15 protein-coding genes are annotated in these 17303 nt (G+C 69.9%); 6 read left to right on the plus strand and 9 right to left on the minus strand.

Annotation, left to right across the window (positions count from 1 at the left end; translation table 11 throughout):
* The first annotated feature begins 76 nt into the window (after positions 1 to 76).
* Entirely contained in the window at positions 77 to 589 is a 513-nt protein-coding gene (locus ACFSXZ_RS40275) for an amino-acid N-acetyltransferase (RefSeq protein WP_378271725.1), read from the plus strand.
* Here ACFSXZ_RS40275 and ACFSXZ_RS40280 read toward each other — a convergent pair whose 3' ends face one another.
* Positions 590 to 3076 (minus strand): FtsK/SpoIIIE family DNA translocase, encoded by a 2487-nt coding sequence (locus ACFSXZ_RS40280; protein ID WP_378271726.1) that lies wholly within the window; start codon positions 3074 to 3076, stop codon positions 590 to 592.
* A gap of 124 nt (positions 3077 to 3200) precedes the next feature.
* Here ACFSXZ_RS40280 and ACFSXZ_RS40285 point away from each other — a divergent pair, with 124 nt between their 5' ends.
* Positions 3201 to 4031, plus strand: coding sequence for a lysophospholipid acyltransferase family protein (locus ACFSXZ_RS40285; RefSeq protein ID WP_378271727.1), 831 nt, complete (start codon positions 3201 to 3203; stop codon positions 4029 to 4031).
* A gap of 18 nt (positions 4032 to 4049) precedes the next feature.
* The gene (locus ACFSXZ_RS40290) at positions 4050 to 5006 is read left to right on the plus strand and encodes an EamA family transporter (protein ID WP_378271728.1); all 957 of its coding nucleotides are present in this window, start codon (positions 4050 to 4052) and stop codon (positions 5004 to 5006) included.
* Positions 5007 to 5147: 141 nt separating this feature from the next.
* On the opposite strand, the gene ACFSXZ_RS40295 is transcribed toward ACFSXZ_RS40290, so the two are convergent.
* The 6 genes from ACFSXZ_RS40295 to ACFSXZ_RS40320 form a co-directional block, all read right to left on the minus strand.
* On the minus strand, positions 5148 to 6830 hold the full coding sequence (locus ACFSXZ_RS40295) for a substrate-binding and VWA domain-containing protein (RefSeq protein WP_378271730.1): 1683 nt from the start codon (positions 6828 to 6830) through the stop codon (positions 5148 to 5150).
* Positions 6831 to 6961: 131 nt separating this feature from the next.
* On the minus strand, positions 6962 to 8659 hold the full coding sequence (locus ACFSXZ_RS40300; protein ID WP_378271732.1) for a ribonuclease J: 1698 nt from the start codon (positions 8657 to 8659) through the stop codon (positions 6962 to 6964).
* Positions 8660 to 8744: 85 nt separating this feature from the next.
* Complete coding sequence (gene dapA / locus ACFSXZ_RS40305; protein ID WP_378271733.1) at positions 8745 to 9758, minus strand: 4-hydroxy-tetrahydrodipicolinate synthase; 1014 nt, start codon at positions 9756 to 9758, stop codon at positions 8745 to 8747.
* 103 nt (positions 9759 to 9861) lie between these two features.
* Positions 9862 to 11313, minus strand: a complete 1452-nt coding sequence (locus tag ACFSXZ_RS40310; protein ID WP_378271735.1) for a serine/threonine-protein kinase — start codon at positions 11311 to 11313, stop codon at positions 9862 to 9864.
* A 66-nt stretch (positions 11314 to 11379) separates the two neighbouring features.
* Positions 11380 to 12615, minus strand: a complete 1236-nt coding sequence (locus ACFSXZ_RS40315) for an Nramp family divalent metal transporter (RefSeq protein WP_378271737.1) — start codon at positions 12613 to 12615, stop codon at positions 11380 to 11382.
* A 136-nt stretch (positions 12616 to 12751) separates the two neighbouring features.
* A complete protein-coding gene (locus tag ACFSXZ_RS40320; RefSeq protein WP_378271739.1) occupies positions 12752 to 13342 on the minus strand; it encodes a TetR family transcriptional regulator in 591 nt (196 codons plus the stop codon).
* A 129-nt stretch (positions 13343 to 13471) separates the two neighbouring features.
* Here ACFSXZ_RS40320 and ACFSXZ_RS40325 point away from each other — a divergent pair, with 129 nt between their 5' ends.
* Positions 13472 to 14368, plus strand: coding sequence for an SDR family oxidoreductase (locus ACFSXZ_RS40325; protein ID WP_378271740.1), 897 nt, complete (start codon positions 13472 to 13474; stop codon positions 14366 to 14368).
* Between the two features lie 18 nt (positions 14369 to 14386).
* Here ACFSXZ_RS40325 and ACFSXZ_RS40330 read toward each other — a convergent pair whose 3' ends face one another.
* Positions 14387 to 14785 (minus strand): ACT domain-containing protein, encoded by a 399-nt coding sequence (locus ACFSXZ_RS40330; RefSeq protein ID WP_378271742.1) that lies wholly within the window; start codon positions 14783 to 14785, stop codon positions 14387 to 14389.
* A complete protein-coding gene (thyX, locus tag ACFSXZ_RS40335) occupies positions 14782 to 15534 on the minus strand; it encodes an FAD-dependent thymidylate synthase (protein WP_378271743.1) in 753 nt (250 codons plus the stop codon). Before thyX ends, ACFSXZ_RS40330 begins: the two co-directional genes overlap by 4 nt.
* Before the next feature lie 334 nt (positions 15535 to 15868).
* Between thyX and ACFSXZ_RS40340 the strand changes: the two genes are divergently transcribed.
* Together ACFSXZ_RS40340 and ACFSXZ_RS40345 are read left to right on the plus strand one after the other, a co-directional pair.
* Positions 15869 to 16393, plus strand: a complete 525-nt coding sequence (locus tag ACFSXZ_RS40340; RefSeq protein WP_378271745.1) for a toxin-antitoxin system HicB family antitoxin — start codon at positions 15869 to 15871, stop codon at positions 16391 to 16393.
* 2 nt (positions 16394 to 16395) lie between these two features.
* Positions 16396 to 17289 (plus strand): DUF4097 family beta strand repeat-containing protein, encoded by an 894-nt coding sequence (locus ACFSXZ_RS40345; RefSeq protein WP_378271747.1) that lies wholly within the window; start codon positions 16396 to 16398, stop codon positions 17287 to 17289.
* The last annotated feature ends 14 nt before the right edge of the window (positions 17290 to 17303 follow it).

Genomic DNA, 17303 nt, shown 5'->3' on the forward strand with positions numbered 1-17303 from the left:
TCGCAGCATACGAGGGTGTGCCGACGTGGCGGAACCCACCGCGACAGCGGCGTAGCAGCCCGGATACGGTCGAACGGTGCACCACGCTCCCGCGAACCCGCCCGCGGTCCGCCGGGCACGGATCGCCGATGTCCGCAAGATCAAGGCGCTTGTCGACGCCGACGCCGGGCGCGTACTGCTGGAAAAGGAACTCGTCACCCTGTACGAGGACGTGCAGGAGTTCTGGGTCGCCGACTCCGGCGGTGAAATCATCGGATGCGGTGCGCTGCACGTGTTGTGGGAGGACCTCGCCGAGATCCGCACCCTCGCCGTGGACAAGGCGGCACGCGGGCAGGGCATCGGGCACGCCCTCGTCTCCCGGCTGATCGAGCTCGCGACGGAGCTGGGCCTGCGCCGGATCTTCGTGCTCACCTTCGAAACCCGGTTCTTCGCCGCGCACGGTTTCCGCGAAATCGACGGCACACCGGTGCCCCAGGCGGTTTACGAGGAAATGCGCCGTTCGGTCGATCCGGGGGTGGCCGAATTCCTCGAACTTCCCTACGCGAAGCCGAACACGCTCGGCAATTCGCGCATGCTCCTGGAGTTGTAGCTATTCGTCGTCGCCGGCTTCGGGTGGCGGGCCGCCGCCGCGGATGAGGTAGAGGATCGAGTCCAGTTCTTCCGGCTTGACGAGCACGTCACGCGCCTTGGAGCCTTCCGAAGGACCGACCACTCCCCTGCTCTCCAGCAGGTCCATGAGCCGCCCGGCCTTGGCGAAGCCGACCCGCAACTTCCGTTGCAGCATCGACGTGGAGCCGAACTGCGAGGTGACCACCAGTTCGGCCGCCTGGAGCAGCACGTCGAGGTCGTCGCCGATGTCGGGATCGATCTCCTTGGCCTCGCCCGCTTTCGCCGCGGTGACGCCCTCGGTGTAGTCCGGCTGCGCCTGTTCCTTGCTGTAGTTGACGATCGCGGCGATCTCGTCGTCGCCGACGTAGGCGCCCTGGATCCGGATCGGCTTCCCCGCGCCCATCGGCAGGTAGAGCCCGTCCCCCATGCCGATCAGCTTCTCCGCGCCCGGCTGGTCGAGGATGACCCGGGAGTCGGTCAGCGACGAGGTCGCGAACGCCAGCCGTGAGGGCACGTTCGTCTTGATCAGGCCGGTGACCACGTCCACCGACGGCCGCTGGGTCGCGAGCACCAGGTGGATCCCGGCGGCGCGCGCCTTCTGGGTGATGCGGACGATCGCGTCTTCGACGTCTCGCGGCGCGGTCATCATCAGGTCGGCGAGCTCGTCGACGATGGCCATGATGTAGGGATAGGGACGGTATTCGCGCTCGCTGCCCGGGGGCGCGGTGATCTCCCCGGAGCGCACCTTCTTGTTGAAGTCGTCGATGTGCCGGACGCGGTTGGCCTGCATGTCCTGGTAGCGCTGTTCCATCTCCTCGACCAGCCAGGCCAGCGCGGCGGCCGCCTTCTTCGGCTGCGTGATGATGGGTGTGATCAGGTGCGGGATGCCTTCGTAGGGCGTCAGTTCGACCATCTTCGGGTCGATCAGGATCATCCGGCATTCGTCCGGCGTGGCACGGGCGAGCAGCGAGACCAGCATCGAGTTGACGAAACTCGACTTACCGGAACCCGTGGACCCGGCGACCAGCAGGTGCGGCATCTTCGTCAGGTTCGCCGTGACGAAGTGTCCTTCGATGTCCTTGCCCAGCCCGATCACCATCGGATGGTTGTCCTTGGCGGCCTTCGGCGAGCGGAGCACGTCGCCGAGCCGGACCATCTCGCGGTCGGAGTTGGGCACCTCGATACCGACCGCGGACTTGCCCGGGATCGGCGCGAGCAGCCGCACGTTGTCGGTGGCCACCGCGTACGCGATGTTCTTGGTCAGCGCGGTGATCTTCTCGACCTTCACGCCGGGACCGAGTTCGACTTCGTACCGGGTCACGGTGGGCCCGCGCGTGAAGCCGGTCACCTGCGCGTCGACGTTGAACTGCTCCAGGACGCCGGTGATCGCCTCGATCATGGTGTCGTTGGCCTTGCTGCGCGTCTTCGGCGCGTCCCCGAGCTGAAGCAGCTCCGGCGAAGGCAGTTTGTAGTCGCCCTCGACGGTCCGGGTGACCGTGAGCGGAGGATCGACCTTCTTCGGCTTCTTCTCCGGCACCTCCTCGGCCTTGACCTTCGGCGGGCGGCCGGGTGTCGGAGGCTCGGCCAGCGCCGCCTCGATGTCGAGCTGCTCCCCCGCGCCGGTGGCCTGCCGTCGCCGCGAAGGCTTGCGCAGGCGAACGGCCTTGGGGTCGGCGTCGGTGACTGCTTCGGCGCCGTCAGGAGTCTCGGGTTTTCCGGCGCGCGCGGCCTCCTGCTCGCGCAGCGCCTCGATCTCTTCGGGCTCCAGGCCCCATTCCCGCAGCCGGCGAGGGACGTCGCGGATCCTCGTGCCGGTGAAGACCAGCACACCGAAGCCGAGCGCGAGGAAGAGCACCGGTGTGGCGACCCAGGACGTCACACCCTTCGCCAAGAACCGTCCCGAAACCGAGCCCAGCAGGCCACCGGCGTACATCCGGTCGTCGTTGGTCACGGGCATGCCGGTGAACACGTCGAGCAGGCCCAGCAGCGCGAAGGTGACCAGCAGCGTGCCGATGACCATCCTCGGGCGGGTCTCGGGGCTGGGTTCCGTGCGCATCATCGCGATCGCGGCCACGAGCAGGGCCAGTGGCAGGATCACCGCGCCGGCGCCGAACACCGTGCGCGCCGCGGTCTCCACGGCATGCCCGACCGGCCCGGCCGCCCGCCACCACACGCCCGCCGCGAGCAGCACGGCCAGCGCGACCAGAGCGAGGGCCAGACCGTCACGACGGTGCTCGGCCTCCAGCTCACGACCACGGCCCGCGGTCCGCACGACGGAGCCGAGTCCCTTGGCCAGCAACGTCCAGCCGCCACGGACCGCGCGGCCGACGGTGGGCGAACTCCGGCGGGCAGGGGTACGTTTCGACCCGGAGCGTGACCTCCCGGCGGTACTGGTCTTCCGCGCCGGGCTCTTGCTACCGCTCCGCTTCGCCGTGCTTCTCCTCGTGGTCGCCGACCCACTCGCCATAGCCTCTACGGTAACCGCTTCCGCCCCACCAGCCCCGAACGCCACACGCGAAACCGTCACTTCCCTGACGGCGAACCAGGCGCCTCCGCTCCGCCGCGCGGCTCGTTCTGTCATGCTCTGCACCATGTTCGCGCTGCGCCACGAGGAACAGGGTGAGCCACGCCGCAGGCCACCCGCGGTATGGCGGACCATCACGCGTCTCGACAGCGGCTTCGTCTCCCTGGTGGGACGGCTGAAAGTCACCGGCGGGATACCGGCCCGGCTGCGAGGCCGGCCGCTGCTGCTGGCCGCCAACCACATCGGCGTGTTCGACGCGCTCGTGTTGATCGCGGCCTGCCGCCGCATGGGTTTCGCGCCCCGGTTCATGCTCGCAGGCGGCCTTCTCGACGCCCCCGTGGTCGGCCCGGCGCTGCGGGCCAGCGGGCACCTGCGCATCGACCGTGGCAAGGCCACCGCCTTGGAGCAGTTCGCCCAGGCCGTCGAGGCGATGCGCACCACGCCGAACCCGATCATCGTCTACCCCGAGGGCCGGATCAGCCACGACCCGGGGTTGTGGCCGGAACGCGGGAAGACCGGCGCGGCCCGGCTGGCGCTGGCGGCGGGCGTTCCCGTGGTGCCGATCAGCCAGTGGGGTGCGCACGAGGCCGTGTACTGGGGCACCGAGAGCGTCGAAGGGCCCGCCGATCTGCTGCCGCTGGCCCGGTCCGGTCTCACCGCTCCCCTGCGCCGGCCGACCTTCCGGGTGCGGTTCGGGCCGCCGGTGGACCTGTCCGACCTGGACCCCGAGCGGGCCGGGTCCGCCATGCGGGCGCACGAAAGGATCATGCGCGCGATCACCGAGGGGCTGGTCCCGCTGCGCGCCGATGAAATGGACGAGCCGCGCTTTCACGATCCGACCCGGCCGACCGACACCGTCAGCCCGTGGCGCCCCCAGCCGGGAAATGATCACTCGTGACCGTCATACACTGATTCAGTGGTCACCGAGGCCGGGTCGTCCGTCGGTTTGTCCTCCGTCCGTCCCGGCCGCGGAACGAGTCTGATCACGGTCGCGTCGGTCTGCTTCGGCACCTCCGGCGTCCTGGGCAAATCCGGGATGACAGCCGGGCTTTCGCCGGCACAGGTCACCTCCGCGCGAATCGGCTTGGCCGCGGTGCTGCTGGCGATCACCACCGCCGCGATACGACCGCGGCTGCTGCGGGTACGCCGGGCGGAGTGGCCGCTGCTGCTCGGTTTCGGGCTGCTCGGCGTCGCCGGGGTGCAGTTGTGCTACTTCATCGCGGTCAAGAGACTGCCCGTGGGTATCGCGATGCTGCTGGAATACACCTCTCCGGTGCTGATCGCCCTGTGGGCGCGGGTCGTGCGGGCCGCGCGCCTGCCCCGGGCGATGTGGGCCGGGATCGCGCTCGCGATGGCGGGGCTGGCCATGATCGCCCAGATCTGGCAGGGGCTCCGGCTGGACGCGCTCGGCCTGCTCGCCGGACTCGGCGCGGCGGTGTGCTCGGCCGCTTTCTTCCTGCTGGCCGAGCACGGGGCGGCCAAGCGGACCCCGCTGAGCATGGTGACCTGGGGAATGATCGTCGGTGCGGTCGCGGTCGGAACGGCCGCGCCACCGTGGACGCTGCCCGGCGCGGTGCTCACCACGCCGGCCGCGCTGGGGCCGTGGCACCCACCGGTCTGGCTGGTGCTGCTCGGCCTCGCCTTGTTCTCCACCGTCGTGGCCTACTTCCTGAGCACAATGTCGCTTCGCCATCTACCCGCGTCCGTGGCCTCCGTGCTGGCTCTGCTCGAACCCGTCGTCGCGGCGGGGACCGCCTGGGCGCTGCTGGGCGAGGCGCTCACCCTGGTTCAGGCTGTCGGCGCCGGAGTCCTGCTCACGGGCGCGCTGCTGGTGCAGCTCAACGCACCGAGCCGCGCTCAGTGCTTGTTGTAAACGCGCCCAGCCGACCTCGTGGCCAGGGCTCTCCTTAGTGCATAAACATCTCTTAGGCTGACCGGAGCCCTGCCCCCGAGATCGGCTACCTTCGGATGGCGCGTTGGCCGGTTGCTTCATTCACTATTCGCAGGCAGTCTCTCAGGAGCCGGCGCCGGCAAGAGCCGCGAGGGCGTTGTAGAGGACGTTGGCGACGTCCGTCGCGTCGGTCGCGGCCACCGTCCTGCCCCCGGTCACGCCGGTGATCGCGTTCAGTTGCGTCAGGTCGGCGTCCGGGCCGACCCCGACCGCGATGACCGGGACCGGTCGCTGGGGATCGGTCAGCTTGCCCATCTCGGTGAGGAACTTGTCGAGATTCAGGTCGCGTGGGTCGTCGTTGCGCCCGCCGGTCAGCACGATCAGCAGATTGAGCCGGCCCACCTCCCAGCCGTCCCGCGCGTCCCGGTAGGCCTCCAACACGCTGTCGAACAGGCCGAGCCGGCCGTCGGGCGTGGCGTGGAGACCGCGGATGGTGTCCGCCGCCCTGTCCGTGAGGAGGTCCGACACCGGCGTCATCGGGATGACCTCCCGATAGTCGCGGCGGCCGTCCAGGTCGGTGGCGAAGATCCAGGTGGACAACTCGGAGGTCGGCTTGAACAGGTTCAGGCCACGGGCGACCGCGTCGGTGGTGAGGTCCATCCGTGTCCGGCCGCCCGAGCGTGGCACGACCGTGTTCATCGCGGCGGACGCGTCGATCAGCACCCGCGCCCGCGAACTCTGGTTCACCTTCGACCACTCGGTGATCAGGCTGTCGAGCGCGCTGTCCGAGGGCATTTGAGCGAGGTTCTGCGTGACCACCGAGACGTGGTCGTCCTGAGAACGCGTGAGCAGCGAGCGGCCGTCGGGGGTGCGGAACCCGGCGCCTGCGAGCGCGGCCTGGCCCGCCGGGTCCAGCAACGCGCGCAGCAACTTCTCGGCGCCGGCGGCCTGATCTCTCCCGGTGCCTGCCAGCACCGCGAACGGGTAGTCCAGCGAAGGAATCGGCTGCGGTGGATACACCGCCACCAGGCTGCCCCGCCCGTTCGCGGCGCTCTCCCGGACGTTGTTCCGCAGCAGCGAGTTTTCCGATGACGGGAAAGCCGTGACCGGTTCCTTGGAGCCTCCCGCGCTGGGCAGACGTGAGTACAGGTCGTCCACCGCGGGCAAGGTGTTCGCCGAGAACCGGCGCAGCACCGACGCGTAGGCGAGGCTCGTGTCCCCGTCCTTGGCTCCGGTGGTGGAGAGGGCCTGCCGCACCCCCATCAGCGCGGAGATCCCGACCGGGTCGCGGCTGGGGTCGGGAATGCCCAGGGTGATGCGGCTGTCGCCGAGAATGTCGGACCAGCCCGGGGTCCGGCCAGGCCAGCCCAGCCCGGCCGCGGCCGGCTCGGTCACCGCGAACACCACCGGCGAGTCGGCGATGGAGAACCCGGACGACGGCACGTCCGCCGCGCCTTCCGCGTTGGCCCGCCGAAGGCGCAGCGTGGAGTCCGAAATCCAGACGTCGGGTTTTTCGCTGTTCCCGACGACCTCCAGCGATTCCTCGATCGCGCCCGGGTCGCGGTCGTCCACGTCGAACGCGTAGCACGGGTCGGCTTCCTCGACCGCATGGCCGATCTCGTTGACCATCGGCGCGATCTCGGGAGCCGCCGCCACCTTGACCGGGACCGCGTTCGCGCAGGGTGGTGCGCCCTTCGTCAGGCTCACCACGGTCAGCGTGCCCGCCGCGAACAGCACCACCACCACGCCGGCGACGACGACGGGTGCGCGCACTCCGCGCTTCGTGGGCGGCAGGTGTCGCCCCACCGGTATCGCCTCCTGCCGGTTGGTGCGCGGATTCGGACCTGCTCACGGCTCACCGTGGGCGAGGTTCAGATTAGAGGCAAAATCCGTTCATGTTTCCCGCCGGATGACGCAGTCTGACTAGTCCTTATGGACTACACCGGTATCACGGTCGGGACAATCATGGGTCGCCGCCGATAGGTTTCGGCCACCCAGCGCCCCACCACCCGGCGCACGAACTGCGCGATCCGGTGCGTGTCGGTGATGCCTTCCATCTCCGTCCGGGAAAGCTCCATCTCGATCAGCGGAATCACCGCGTCGAGGGCCTTGGGATCGTCGGAGAAGCCGCGACCGGACACCGTCGGAGTGCTGACCGCCCGGCCGGTCGCGGAGTCGACGATGACGGTGATCGCGATGAACCCGCCCTCGCCCAGGATCAGTCGGTCGGACAGGGTCGACTCGCCGACGTCCCCCACCGACAGCCCGTCCACGTAGACGTGCCCGACCTCGACCCGGCCCGTCGCACGGGCGCGCCCGTCGACGAGATCGACCACCACGCCGTCTTCGGCCAGCACGACGTTCTCCGGCGCGACCCCGGTCCGCACGGCGAGCGCGCCGTTGGCACGCAGATGCCGCCATTCGCCGTGCACCGGCATGACGTTGCTGGGCCGGATCGCGTTGTACAGGAACAACAACTCGCCCGCCGAGGCGTGCCCGGAGACGTGGACCTTCGCGTTGCCCTGGTGCACCACGTTCGCACCGAGCCGCACCAGTCCGTTGACCACGCCGAACACCGCGGTCTCGTTGCCCGGGATGAGCGAACTGGCCAGCACCACCGTGTCGCCGGCGCGGATCGAGATCTGCCGGTGCTCGCCCCGCGCCATGCGCGAAAGCGCCGACAGCGGCTCACCCTGGGAACCGGTGGAGACGAACAGCACCTTGGTCTCCGGGAGGTTGACCGCCTCGTCGAGATCGATCAACAGGCCGCCGGGGATCTCCAGCAGGCCCAGATCGGCCGCGATGCCCATGTTGCGCACCATCGACCGGCCGACGAAGGCCACGCGCCTGCCGTGCTTCTTGGCCGCGTCGAGCACCTGCTGCACCCGGTGCACGTGGCTGGCGAAACACGCGACGATGACCCGTTGCGTCACCTTGCCGATCACGTCGTCGAGTACCGGCCCGATGTCCCGTTCCGGCGTCACGAACCCGGGCACCTCGGCGTTGGTCGAGTCGATGCACAGCAGGTCGACGCCCTCGTCACCGAGCCGCGAGAAGCCGGCCAGGTCGGTCAGCCTGCCGTCGAGCGGCAGCTGGTCGAGTTTGATGTCACCGGTGTGCAGCACGACGCCGGCCGGGGTGCGCAGTGCCACCGCCAGCGCGTCGGGGATGGAGTGGTTGACCGAGAAGAACTCCAGGTCGAACGGCCCGACCGGACGGCGCTCTCCTTCGGTCACCTCGACCAGCTTCGGCCGCTGGCGGTGCTCGCGGCACTTCGCCTCGAGCAGGGCGAGGGTAAACCGCGACCCGTAGACCTCCAGATCGGGTTTGAGCCGGAGGAGGAACGGGACAGCGCCGATGTGGTCCTCGTGCCCGTGGGTGAGCACGAGGCCGACGATGTCTTCCAGGCGGTCCTCGATGGCCCGGAAGTCGGGGAGGATGAGGTCGACGCCGGGCTGGTCGTCCTCGGGGAAGAGCACCCCGCAGTCCACGATCAGCAGCTTGCCGTCGAATTCGAACACGGTCATGTTACGGCCGACCTCGCCGATCCCCCCGAGCGCGACGACGCGCAAAGCACCCTCGGGCACGGCGGGCGGTGTGTTGGTCGGGCCGGGCCCCGCGGAAGTCGAGCTCACCTGGTCTGCTGCCCCCTCGCGAGAATTCCGGAGGCTGTTTCCGTGGGAGCGCCGCCGGACGCCATGAAATCGTTGTGCAACACCGTCACCTGTGGATGGTCCCTACGCTGGTGTGTGTGGTCGGGGCGACGTATGCCGCCGCCGAATCGGCTTGCGCGACCCGGGAACCGTGCCAGTCGGCGGACGACGTGCTGTCGAGGGGAACGCCGGCCTGGGTGAGGTCGGAGGCGATCGCGTCGACCTGCTCGTCGGTCGCCGGCACGAGCGGCAGTCGCGGGTCGCCGGTGGGGATTCCGCGCAGCCGCAGTGCGGTCTTGGCGAACACGACCCCGCCAACCCGGGAGAACGCGCGCAGCACAGGGAGCATACCCCGGTGATTGGTGCGCGCGGTCGAGGTGTCGCCGTTCTCGTAGGCGTCGATCATGCCGCGGATCCGACCCGCGACCACGTGGCCGATCACGCTGACCACCCCGATGCCGCCGACCGCCAGCCAGGGCAGGTTCAGCGCGTCGTCACCGGAGTAGTAGGCCAGGTCGGTGTTGGCGATGACCTCGCTGCCGGCGTACAGGTCGCCCTTGGCGTCCTTGACCGCCACGATGCGGGGATGCTCGGCGAGGCGGCGCAGGGTGTCGACCTCGATGGGCACGATCGAGCGCGGCGGGATGTCGTAGAGCATCACCGGGAGTTCGGTGGCGTCCGCGATCGTGGTGAAGTGCGCGTACACGCCGGCCTGCGACGGGCGTGAGTAGTACGGCGTGACCAGGAGAATGCCGTGTGCCCCGGCCTTTTCGGCCTGCTGGGCCAATTCGACGCTGTGCGCGGTGTCGTAGGTGCCCGCCCCGGCCACCACGGTCGCGCGGTCTCCCACCGCCTCGACCACGGCGCGGACCAGGTCGCTCTTCTCGGCGTCACTGGTGGTGGGGCCTTCCCCCGTGGTGCCGTTCACCACCAGGCCGTCGTTGCCCAGGTCCACCAGATGCACGGCGAGTTCTTGCGCCCGCTTGAGGTCCAGGGCGCCCTCGGAGTCGAACGGGGTGATCATCGCGGTGAGCACGCGGCCGAACGGGCGGCCGGGGGCTGCGGTAGGTGGGCTCGACATGGGATGACGGTACCTCTTATGGGCTACTACATGCGCCCGAGCCGGTAAAGCGGAGAATTGCCCGCGCGACCGCCGCGCCACAGGAACTTCTGCGGCGCGGAGCCTACTTCAGGGGCATGGCGCGAGCGCCGGTGAACGAGCTGCCGTCACGTTTGCCGAGCACGCACCGGATCTGCCGCACCGGTTCGTTCGAACTGGTCAGCGCGTGCTCCCAGGCCTGCTTGCCCGGGATCAGCGCCTGGTAGTCCAGCGTGGCGGTGTCACCGGCGTGGCTCGTCCTGGTGTGGAAACTCGTCGCGCAGTAGGCCTCGGCCCAGCTCTTCAGCAGTCCCGGGTCGGGATACGGCGCCGCCACAGTGGCCTCGGAGGAGTCGAAAATGTCCGACTTGTCGTAGAACTCCAGGTAGTGCAGGTCCTTGCAGTCGACGTAGTTGTCCTTGACCAGCCCTTCCCCGGTCAGCGGACGGTTGGTGCAGTTTTCGTAGCCCATTCCCAGGCTGGGCACGTCGCCGTCGGGACCGTAACTCAGCGTCGGCCGCATCGCCTCGTCCGCTTTCGGCGCGCCCCACCAGCGGCCGAGCGCTACCGCGCCCACCAGCAGCAGCACGCCGCACAGCGCGCCGACGGTCGCCAGGGCCCGCCGCTTTCCGCTCGTCCGGGGCGCGTGCTGGACCGCCGTCACCGGTTCGGCGTAGGGCCTGATTCCCATCGGGCCGGTCCCGGCCCCGGCCTCGGCCATCCCGAACAGTTCGTGCGCCTGCGCCTCGACGAGCCGCGCGTCGGGGTCCGGGATCAACAGGCCGGTGATCGCCGACGCGAGCGGCCCCTGGGCACGGGTCGGGTAGGGCACGTCGTTCACGATCGCGTGCAGGGTGGCCGCCGTGGTCGGGCGTTCGAAGGCCATGACCCCTTCCGAGGCGAAGAACAGCGTGGCGCCCAGGGCCCACAGGTCCGAAGCCGGTTCCGCCCGCCTGCCCGCGACCCGTTCGGGGGCCATGAACGCGGGCGAGCCGATGATCGTGCCGCTGAGGGTCAGCCGTGGGTCGTCCACGGCCTGCGCGATCCCGAAGTCGGTCAGCTTCGCCCGGCCGTTCGGGGTGATCATGATGTTGCCCGGTTTCACGTCCCGGTGCACGATCCCGGCGCGATGCGCGGCTTCCAGCGCGGACAGCACCTGCCGCCCGATGGAGGCGACCTGCGCGGCGGGAAGCGGCCCGCGGGATCGGACGAGGTCCGAGAGCGTGGGCGCGGCGATCAGTTCCATCACGATGAACGCGGCACCGGAGTCCGCCACCACGTCATAGACGGTGACCACCGCGGGATCGTTGAGCCTTCCCCCGGCCCGCACCTCACGCAACACCCGCTCGGTGAACACGTCGTCCGCCGCTCCGTCGGCCGGCCGGAGTTCCTTGATCGCGACTTCTCGTCCGATCACCGTGTCCTCGCCACGCCAGACCACACCCATCCCGCCACGGCCGATTTCGGCCAGCAGGGTGTAGCGACCGGCGATGGTCCGGGGCGCGGTGGTGTGCTCGGTGGTCTGGTCACTGCTCACGAACGGCCTTCCTCGAAAGAAACAGCGAATGCCCCCCTCCGACCGTTTCCGGGCCTTCCGGGTTCCTCAGCCGAGGAAAGTGAGACCGATCAACACGACGTTCAGCACGATGATCAGTCCCGCGATCAGCCAGGCCAGTGCGGAGGTGAGGCGGTGGTTGGCATCCTGCCCCATCACTGCCCGGTCGCCGGTGAGCCGGATCAGCGGAACCAGTGCGAAGGGGATGCCGAACGAGAGCACCACCTGCGACCCGACCAGAGCGGCGCTGGGCTCCGCACCGACGGCGAGCACGACGAGCGCCGGGGTCATCGTCACCAGGCGCCGCAGCAGCAGGGGTACCCGCTTGCGCAGCAGCCCCTGCATGATCATCGAACCGGCGTAGGCGCCGACCGAGGTGGAGGCCAGCCCGGAGGCGAGCAGGCCGACCGCGAACAGAAGCGCGACCCCGGCGCCCAGCGTCTGGCCGACCGCGGTGTAGGCACCCGCGATCGAGTCGATTTCCTGGCCTCGCAGGTTCGTCGCGGCGAGCAGCAGCATGGCCAGGTTCACCGTGCCCGCCACCAGCATCGCCAGCCCCACGTCGTAACGGGTGATCCGCAGCAACCGCGCCCGCCGCGTATCGTCCGCCCGGCCATGCCGGTCCCGTGCCAGGCCCGAGTGCAGGTAGACCGCGTGGGGCATGACCGTGGCCCCCAGCATCGCCGCCGCGATCAGCACGCTGTCCGCGCCGCTGAAATGGGGCACGAGGCCGCCGAGAAGGTGCGTCGCGGACGGCGGCCGGACGAACAGGCTCGCCAGGAACCCGATCGCCACGATCGCCAGGAGGCCGGTCACAACCCGCTCGAACCGGCGCTGCCCACGCCTGTCCTGGACCACGAACAGGGCCATGGACACCGCGCCGGTGATGGCTCCGCCGATCAGCAGCGGCAGGCCGAACAGCAGGTCGAGCGCGATCGCCCCGCCCACCACCTCGGCGAGATCGGTGGCCACCGCGACCAGTTCCGCCTGCGCCCAGTACGCGAGCCGCCCGGCGCCGGGCATTCGCTCCCGCAGAGCCTCGGGCAACGACATCCCGGTGACCAGCCCCAGCTTGGCCGACAGGTACTGGACCAGCCCCGCCATGATGTTCGCCACCACGACCACCCACACCAGCAGGTAGCCGTAGCGGGTTCCGGCGCTGACGTTGGCCGCGACGTTCCCGGGGTCGACATAGGCGATCGAGGCGACGAAGGCGGGTCCCAGCAGGGCGGATCCGGCGCGCACCCGCCGTAGTGCCGGGCGGGCGGCTTCCGCGATCGCCATCCGTACACCTCCTGCCGAACTTCGAGTTTAGGCGAGCCGAACTCTGCTGTACAGCTGACGTCAGCCGCAGTGTTACCAAGTTTCGAGCAAAGATTCACCCGAGCCGTGAACTGTTGCCGTCATCCATCGATGCGGTTCACGGACTCCCGAGAGACGCCGCCGCCTCTCCGGTCAGAGCCAGCAGTTCGCGGAGCACCGCTGCGGCGATCTCGGTGAGAGATCGCTGCTCGCCCTCGCGGATCCACTGGGCGAACGCCAGTCCGAACACCGTTACGCCGGACTCCGCCGCCAGCGTGGCCGCGACTTCGCCGACACCCCGCGCACGAAGAGCGTCGGCGACCGCCGTGGCGATGCTGGCGAGTTTGTGCCGCTCGCGTTCCCGCAGCGCGGGATTCCGGTCGATCACGGATTGCCGCAGGCGGGAGGTGGACCGGCGGTCATCCGGGAACACCGCCGTCGCGGACCGCAGCGCGGAGGCGACGATCTCGATCGGGGACGTGCCCGGCGGGGCGGATTCCACCCCGTCCAGGAAGGCCTGGACCACCACTTCCTGTCCCCCGAAGAGGACTTCCCGCTTGTCGCTGAAGTGACGGAAGAACGTGCGCTCGGTCAAGCCGACGGACTGCGCGATGTCCGTGGCCGTCGTCTGTTCGAACCCGCGGCTGGCGAACAGCTCGAGTGCGGCCTGTTGTAGTCGCTCCGGAGCGCCCGGTTCCCAACGCGCCATGGTGCCGAGTGTAGTGATGACAGCGGCTGACCTGAAGAGTACGGTGATGTCTGTGGCCGACGTCAGTCACAGACATCATCACGCGAATCAGATACCCCCGCTCCAGGGCGGGGCGAAGGAGAGCACGTCATGCGCGTTTTCGTCACCGGAGCCTCCGGATGGATCGGCTCCGCCGTCGTCGGCGACCTGCTGGCGGCCGGACACGAGGTCACCGGCCTGGCGAGGTCCGACGCGTCCGCCGCGGCCATCGAGGCGAAGGGTGCCCAGGTGCGCCGCGGCGACCTCGACGATCTCGACGGCATCCGCGCCGGCACCGAAGCGGCCGAGGCCGTCATCCACCTCGCGAACAAGCACGACTGGGCCGACCAGGCCGCCACGAACGCGGCCGAGCGGGCCGCCGTCCAGACCATCGGTGACGCACTCGCGGACACGAACCGTCCGTTCCTGCTCGCCTCCGGCATCGCCGGCATAGCCCAGGGCAGGTCCGTCACCGAGGCCGACGCGTCCCCGTTCCACGGTCCGGACTCACCTCGGGGCGGAACTGAGAACCTCGCGCTCGAGTTCGCCGACCGCGGCGTGCACTCGGTGAGCCTGCGCTTCGCGCCGACCGTGCACGGCGCCCGCGACCACGGGTTCATCGCGGTCCTCGCCGCGGTCGCCCGCCAGAAGGGCGTCTCCGGCTACCCCGGTGACGGGACCAACCGCTGGGCCGCCGTGCACCGGTCGGACGCCGCACGCCTGGTGACCCTCGGCCTCGCCAAGGCCCCGGCCGGCACCCGCCTGCACGCCGTCGCCGAGGAAGGCGTGCCCTCCCGCGAGATCGCGGAGGCGATCGGCCGGGCGTTCGACCTGCCCGTCACCTCTGTCGACCCCGGCGATGTCCAGGACCACTTCGGCTGGATCGGCAACTTCTTCGCCCTGGACCTTTCGGCGACCAGTGCCGCCACGCGGGAACTCCTTGGCTGGACCCCCTCCGGGCCCACCCTCATCGAAGACATCGACGCGGGCGCGTATTCGGCGCAGTAGCCAGGCGTTCCCGTCGGCTCAGGCGGGAAGGCTGACCTCATGCCCGGCCGCCCGCAGCGTGGCGGCCGCGCGCGGCAGGTCGGCCGCCTTCACCAGCACGTGGTCGGTGTCGAAAGTGGACAGCGCGAACAGGGCGATACCGGCCGCGGCGAGTTCGTTGGCGAGGGCGGCCATGATGCCGGTGAGCGTGAACGCGAGCGGGCCCCGGACGGTGAGAAGCCGCCAGCCCGCTTCGACCGCCGCGCCGGCGGGTGCTTCCGACTCGGGGCAGATGACGGACAGCTCCTCCGTTGTCCGCGTGACCGAGACGAATCCGCCGGCGCCGGGGGAAAACAGCCCGGGCGGGACGGGCGCACCGGGATCGAGCTTCGCGACGGCGTAGACGCCGGGCTGGACGTCGATCGCGAGGCGCTTCACCCCTCGGAGACCTTCGGGCTGGAGGCCACCTCGGTACCGTCCGGGAGGGTGGAGATGGTGAAGTCCGCGAACACGTTGGCGGCCACCTTCTGCAACTGCCGCAGGCATTCCACGGCGAGCGCGCGGATCTCCACGTCGGCGTGCTCGGTGGCACGCATGGCCAGGAAATGCCGCCAGGCGCGGTAGTTGCCGGTGACCACGATGCGGGTCTCGGTCGCGTTCGGCAGTACCGAGCGCGCCGCCTGCCGGGCCTGCTTCCGGCGCAGTGTCGCGCTCGGGGCATCGGCGAACTTCTCCTCCAGCCCGGCGAGGAGTTCGGTGTAGGCGTCGACGCTCGCCTGCGTGGCGGCGAGGAACTTCTCGTGCAGGACCGGATCGCCGGCGATCACGTCCGGCTCGACGAAGGCGGCGTTGCGCTCCGGCACGTACCGCTGCGACAGCTGCGAGTAGGAGAAGTGCCGGTGCCGGATCAGCTCGTGGGTCAGGGAACGCGAGATCCCGGTGATGTAGAAGGTGGCGGAACCGTGCTCCAGCACCGAAAGATGCCCCACCTCGATGATGTGGTCGACGTAACCGGCGTTGGTGGCCGTCTTCGGGTTGGGCTTCGACCAGGACTGGTAGCAAGCGCGTCCGGCGAACTCCGCCAGCGCCTCACCGCCGTCGGCGTCGGTGGACCACGGCACGTCCTCGGGTGGAAAGAACTCGGTCTTGGCGATCAACTGCACCCTGGGCGTCACCGTTTCTGCCATGCTCGCGCTCTCCTTCCCCTGCTTCGACAGAGCACAGCCTAGTGCGAGCCTCAGAAGGCGGTGTTCCCGCGTGAGGCGACCACCTGCGCGCGGGTGCCGAAGGCTTCGGATTTTCGGAGGCGGGCCGCCTGCCCTGCAAACGGACGCCGACGGCGAGAGCCACGGCCCGTCTCCGCAAATCCGATCGCGCGCCTCAAAAACACAGCCTAGTGCGGACGGGCCGGAGTTCCGTTCGCCGCCCGCGGTGAGTCGGGCCACCCCCGGCGCGCGGAGACAGCTCGACGCACCATCGCGACGGCTTGACTGACGTCATGAGTGACGTCATAGTGGTGTCATGGATCTCATGCCGTACATCACCAGCCTGCGCGAAGACCTGACCACCACGGCTTCCGCGGGCGACGAGCACACCCGGCGCGCGGCGGCCCTGCTGGCCGCCGCACTGGAACCGTCGGTCCGGCTGGCGCTGATGAACGCGCTGTCCGATCTCGCCGCCGAAGTCACCGCGCAACTGCCGGGACAGGTGGTCGAAGTGCGACTCGACCGGCGGGACGTGCGGGTGGTGGTCACCGGGGCGGCGCGGGAGGACGAGCCCGTGGAGCGACCACAGTCCCCACCACCTCCTCCCCCACCACCGCCCACCGACGGAGGCGACATCGCGCGGATGACCCTGCGCATGGTCGAGCAGATCAAGGGCCAGGCCGAACAGGCGGCCGCGGCGCAGGGCGTCTCGCTGAACACGTTCATTTCCCAGGCGGTGCAGGGCGCGCTCCGCGGCGGGGTACCGGGCCACGGGGAGAAGGAGAAACCGCGGCAGGGCAAGAAGACCGACTCGCATCTCCACGGCTGGGTCAAGGGGTGATCATGAACGAGGAAGCACTGGTGCGCACGCAGACCTTTCCGGTCGAGGGCGCGCTGGAACTCGACATCAGCGTCGCGGTCGGGCGGGTCGAGATCAAGCTGGACGCCGGGGAGGAAGCGCTCGTCGAAGTCCGGCACGATCCGTCCGGCCAACCGTCGTGGGCCGACGGCGTGACCGGCGTGCTCAACTGGGTCAGCGAGCGGTTCGGCGAAGGACTGGGCACCGACTTGAGGGGCAGCCCGGCGGACGCCGTCGAGCAGGCCAGGGTCGAGCTGACCGGGAAGCGTCTGGTCGTCCGCGCGCCGAAGGCCCTGCCACTGCGCCACATCCCGCTCGCGGTCAAGGTGCACGCGCCCGCGGGGAGCAATGTCGAGGTGCGCACGGGCTCCGCCGACGTGGTGGTCACCGGCGCCGCCGGGCGCGCGGACATCGTGACCGGATCGGGCGAAGTCGAACTCGACCGGGTCGACGGCGCCGCCACCGTGCGCACCGCCTCCGGCCCGATCCGGCTCGGGCCGGCCCTGTCGGGCCTGGAACTGCGCACCGGCAGCGGGGACGTCGAGGTGTCTTCGCTGAGCGGTTCGGTCACCCTGGCCACCGGCACCGGGGACATCTGGCTCGGCGCCACCTCCGGGGAAATCCTGGTACGCAGTGGCAGCGGAGACCTCTCGGTGGCCGAAGCGGCGAGCGGCAAGCTGGACCTGATCACCGGCTCCGGTGAGATCCGGGTCGGGGTGCGCCCAGGGGTGGCCGCCGAGATCGATCTCAGTTCGAGCGCGGGCAAGGTGTCCAGCGAGCTGGACGTCGCGATGGAAGCACCGGAGGGCGAAATCCCGCTCCAGGTCCGCGCTCGTACCGGCTCCGGCGCCGCCGTCGTCACCAAGGCGGCCCAGTAGAGCCACTTCCAGAA

The sequence above is a fragment of the Amycolatopsis pigmentata genome (genome assembly GCF_042684065.1).
Classification (GTDB): Bacteria; Actinomycetota; Actinomycetes; order Mycobacteriales; family Pseudonocardiaceae; genus Amycolatopsis_E; species Amycolatopsis_E pigmentata.

What these genes read in the sequence shown, in the direction of transcription:
- ACFSXZ_RS40320 (WP_378271739.1), bottom strand. Translation starts at nt 13,342, where the DNA reads ATGGCGCGTTGGGAACCGGGCGCTCCGGAGCGACTACAACAGGCCGCA.
- ACFSXZ_RS40280 (WP_378271726.1), bottom strand. Translation starts at nt 3,076, where the DNA reads ATGGCGAGTGGGTCGGCGACCACGAGGAGAAGCACGGCGAAGCGGAGC.
- thyX (WP_378271743.1), bottom strand. Translation starts at nt 15,534, where the DNA reads ATGGCAGAAACGGTGACGCCCAGGGTGCAGTTGATCGCCAAGACCGAG.
- ACFSXZ_RS40315 (WP_378271737.1), bottom strand. Translation starts at nt 12,615, where the DNA reads ATGGCGATCGCGGAAGCCGCCCGCCCGGCACTACGGCGGGTGCGCGCC.
- ACFSXZ_RS40285 (WP_378271727.1), top strand. Translation starts at nt 3,201, where the DNA reads ATGTTCGCGCTGCGCCACGAGGAACAGGGTGAGCCACGCCGCAGGCCA.
- ACFSXZ_RS40340 (WP_378271745.1), top strand. Translation starts at nt 15,869, where the DNA reads ATGGATCTCATGCCGTACATCACCAGCCTGCGCGAAGACCTGACCACC.
- dapA (WP_378271733.1), bottom strand. Translation starts at nt 9,758, where the DNA reads ATGTCGAGCCCACCTACCGCAGCCCCCGGCCGCCCGTTCGGCCGCGTG.
- ACFSXZ_RS40325 (WP_378271740.1), top strand. Translation starts at nt 13,472, where the DNA reads ATGCGCGTTTTCGTCACCGGAGCCTCCGGATGGATCGGCTCCGCCGTC.
- ACFSXZ_RS40345 (WP_378271747.1), top strand. Translation starts at nt 16,396, where the DNA reads ATGAACGAGGAAGCACTGGTGCGCACGCAGACCTTTCCGGTCGAGGGC.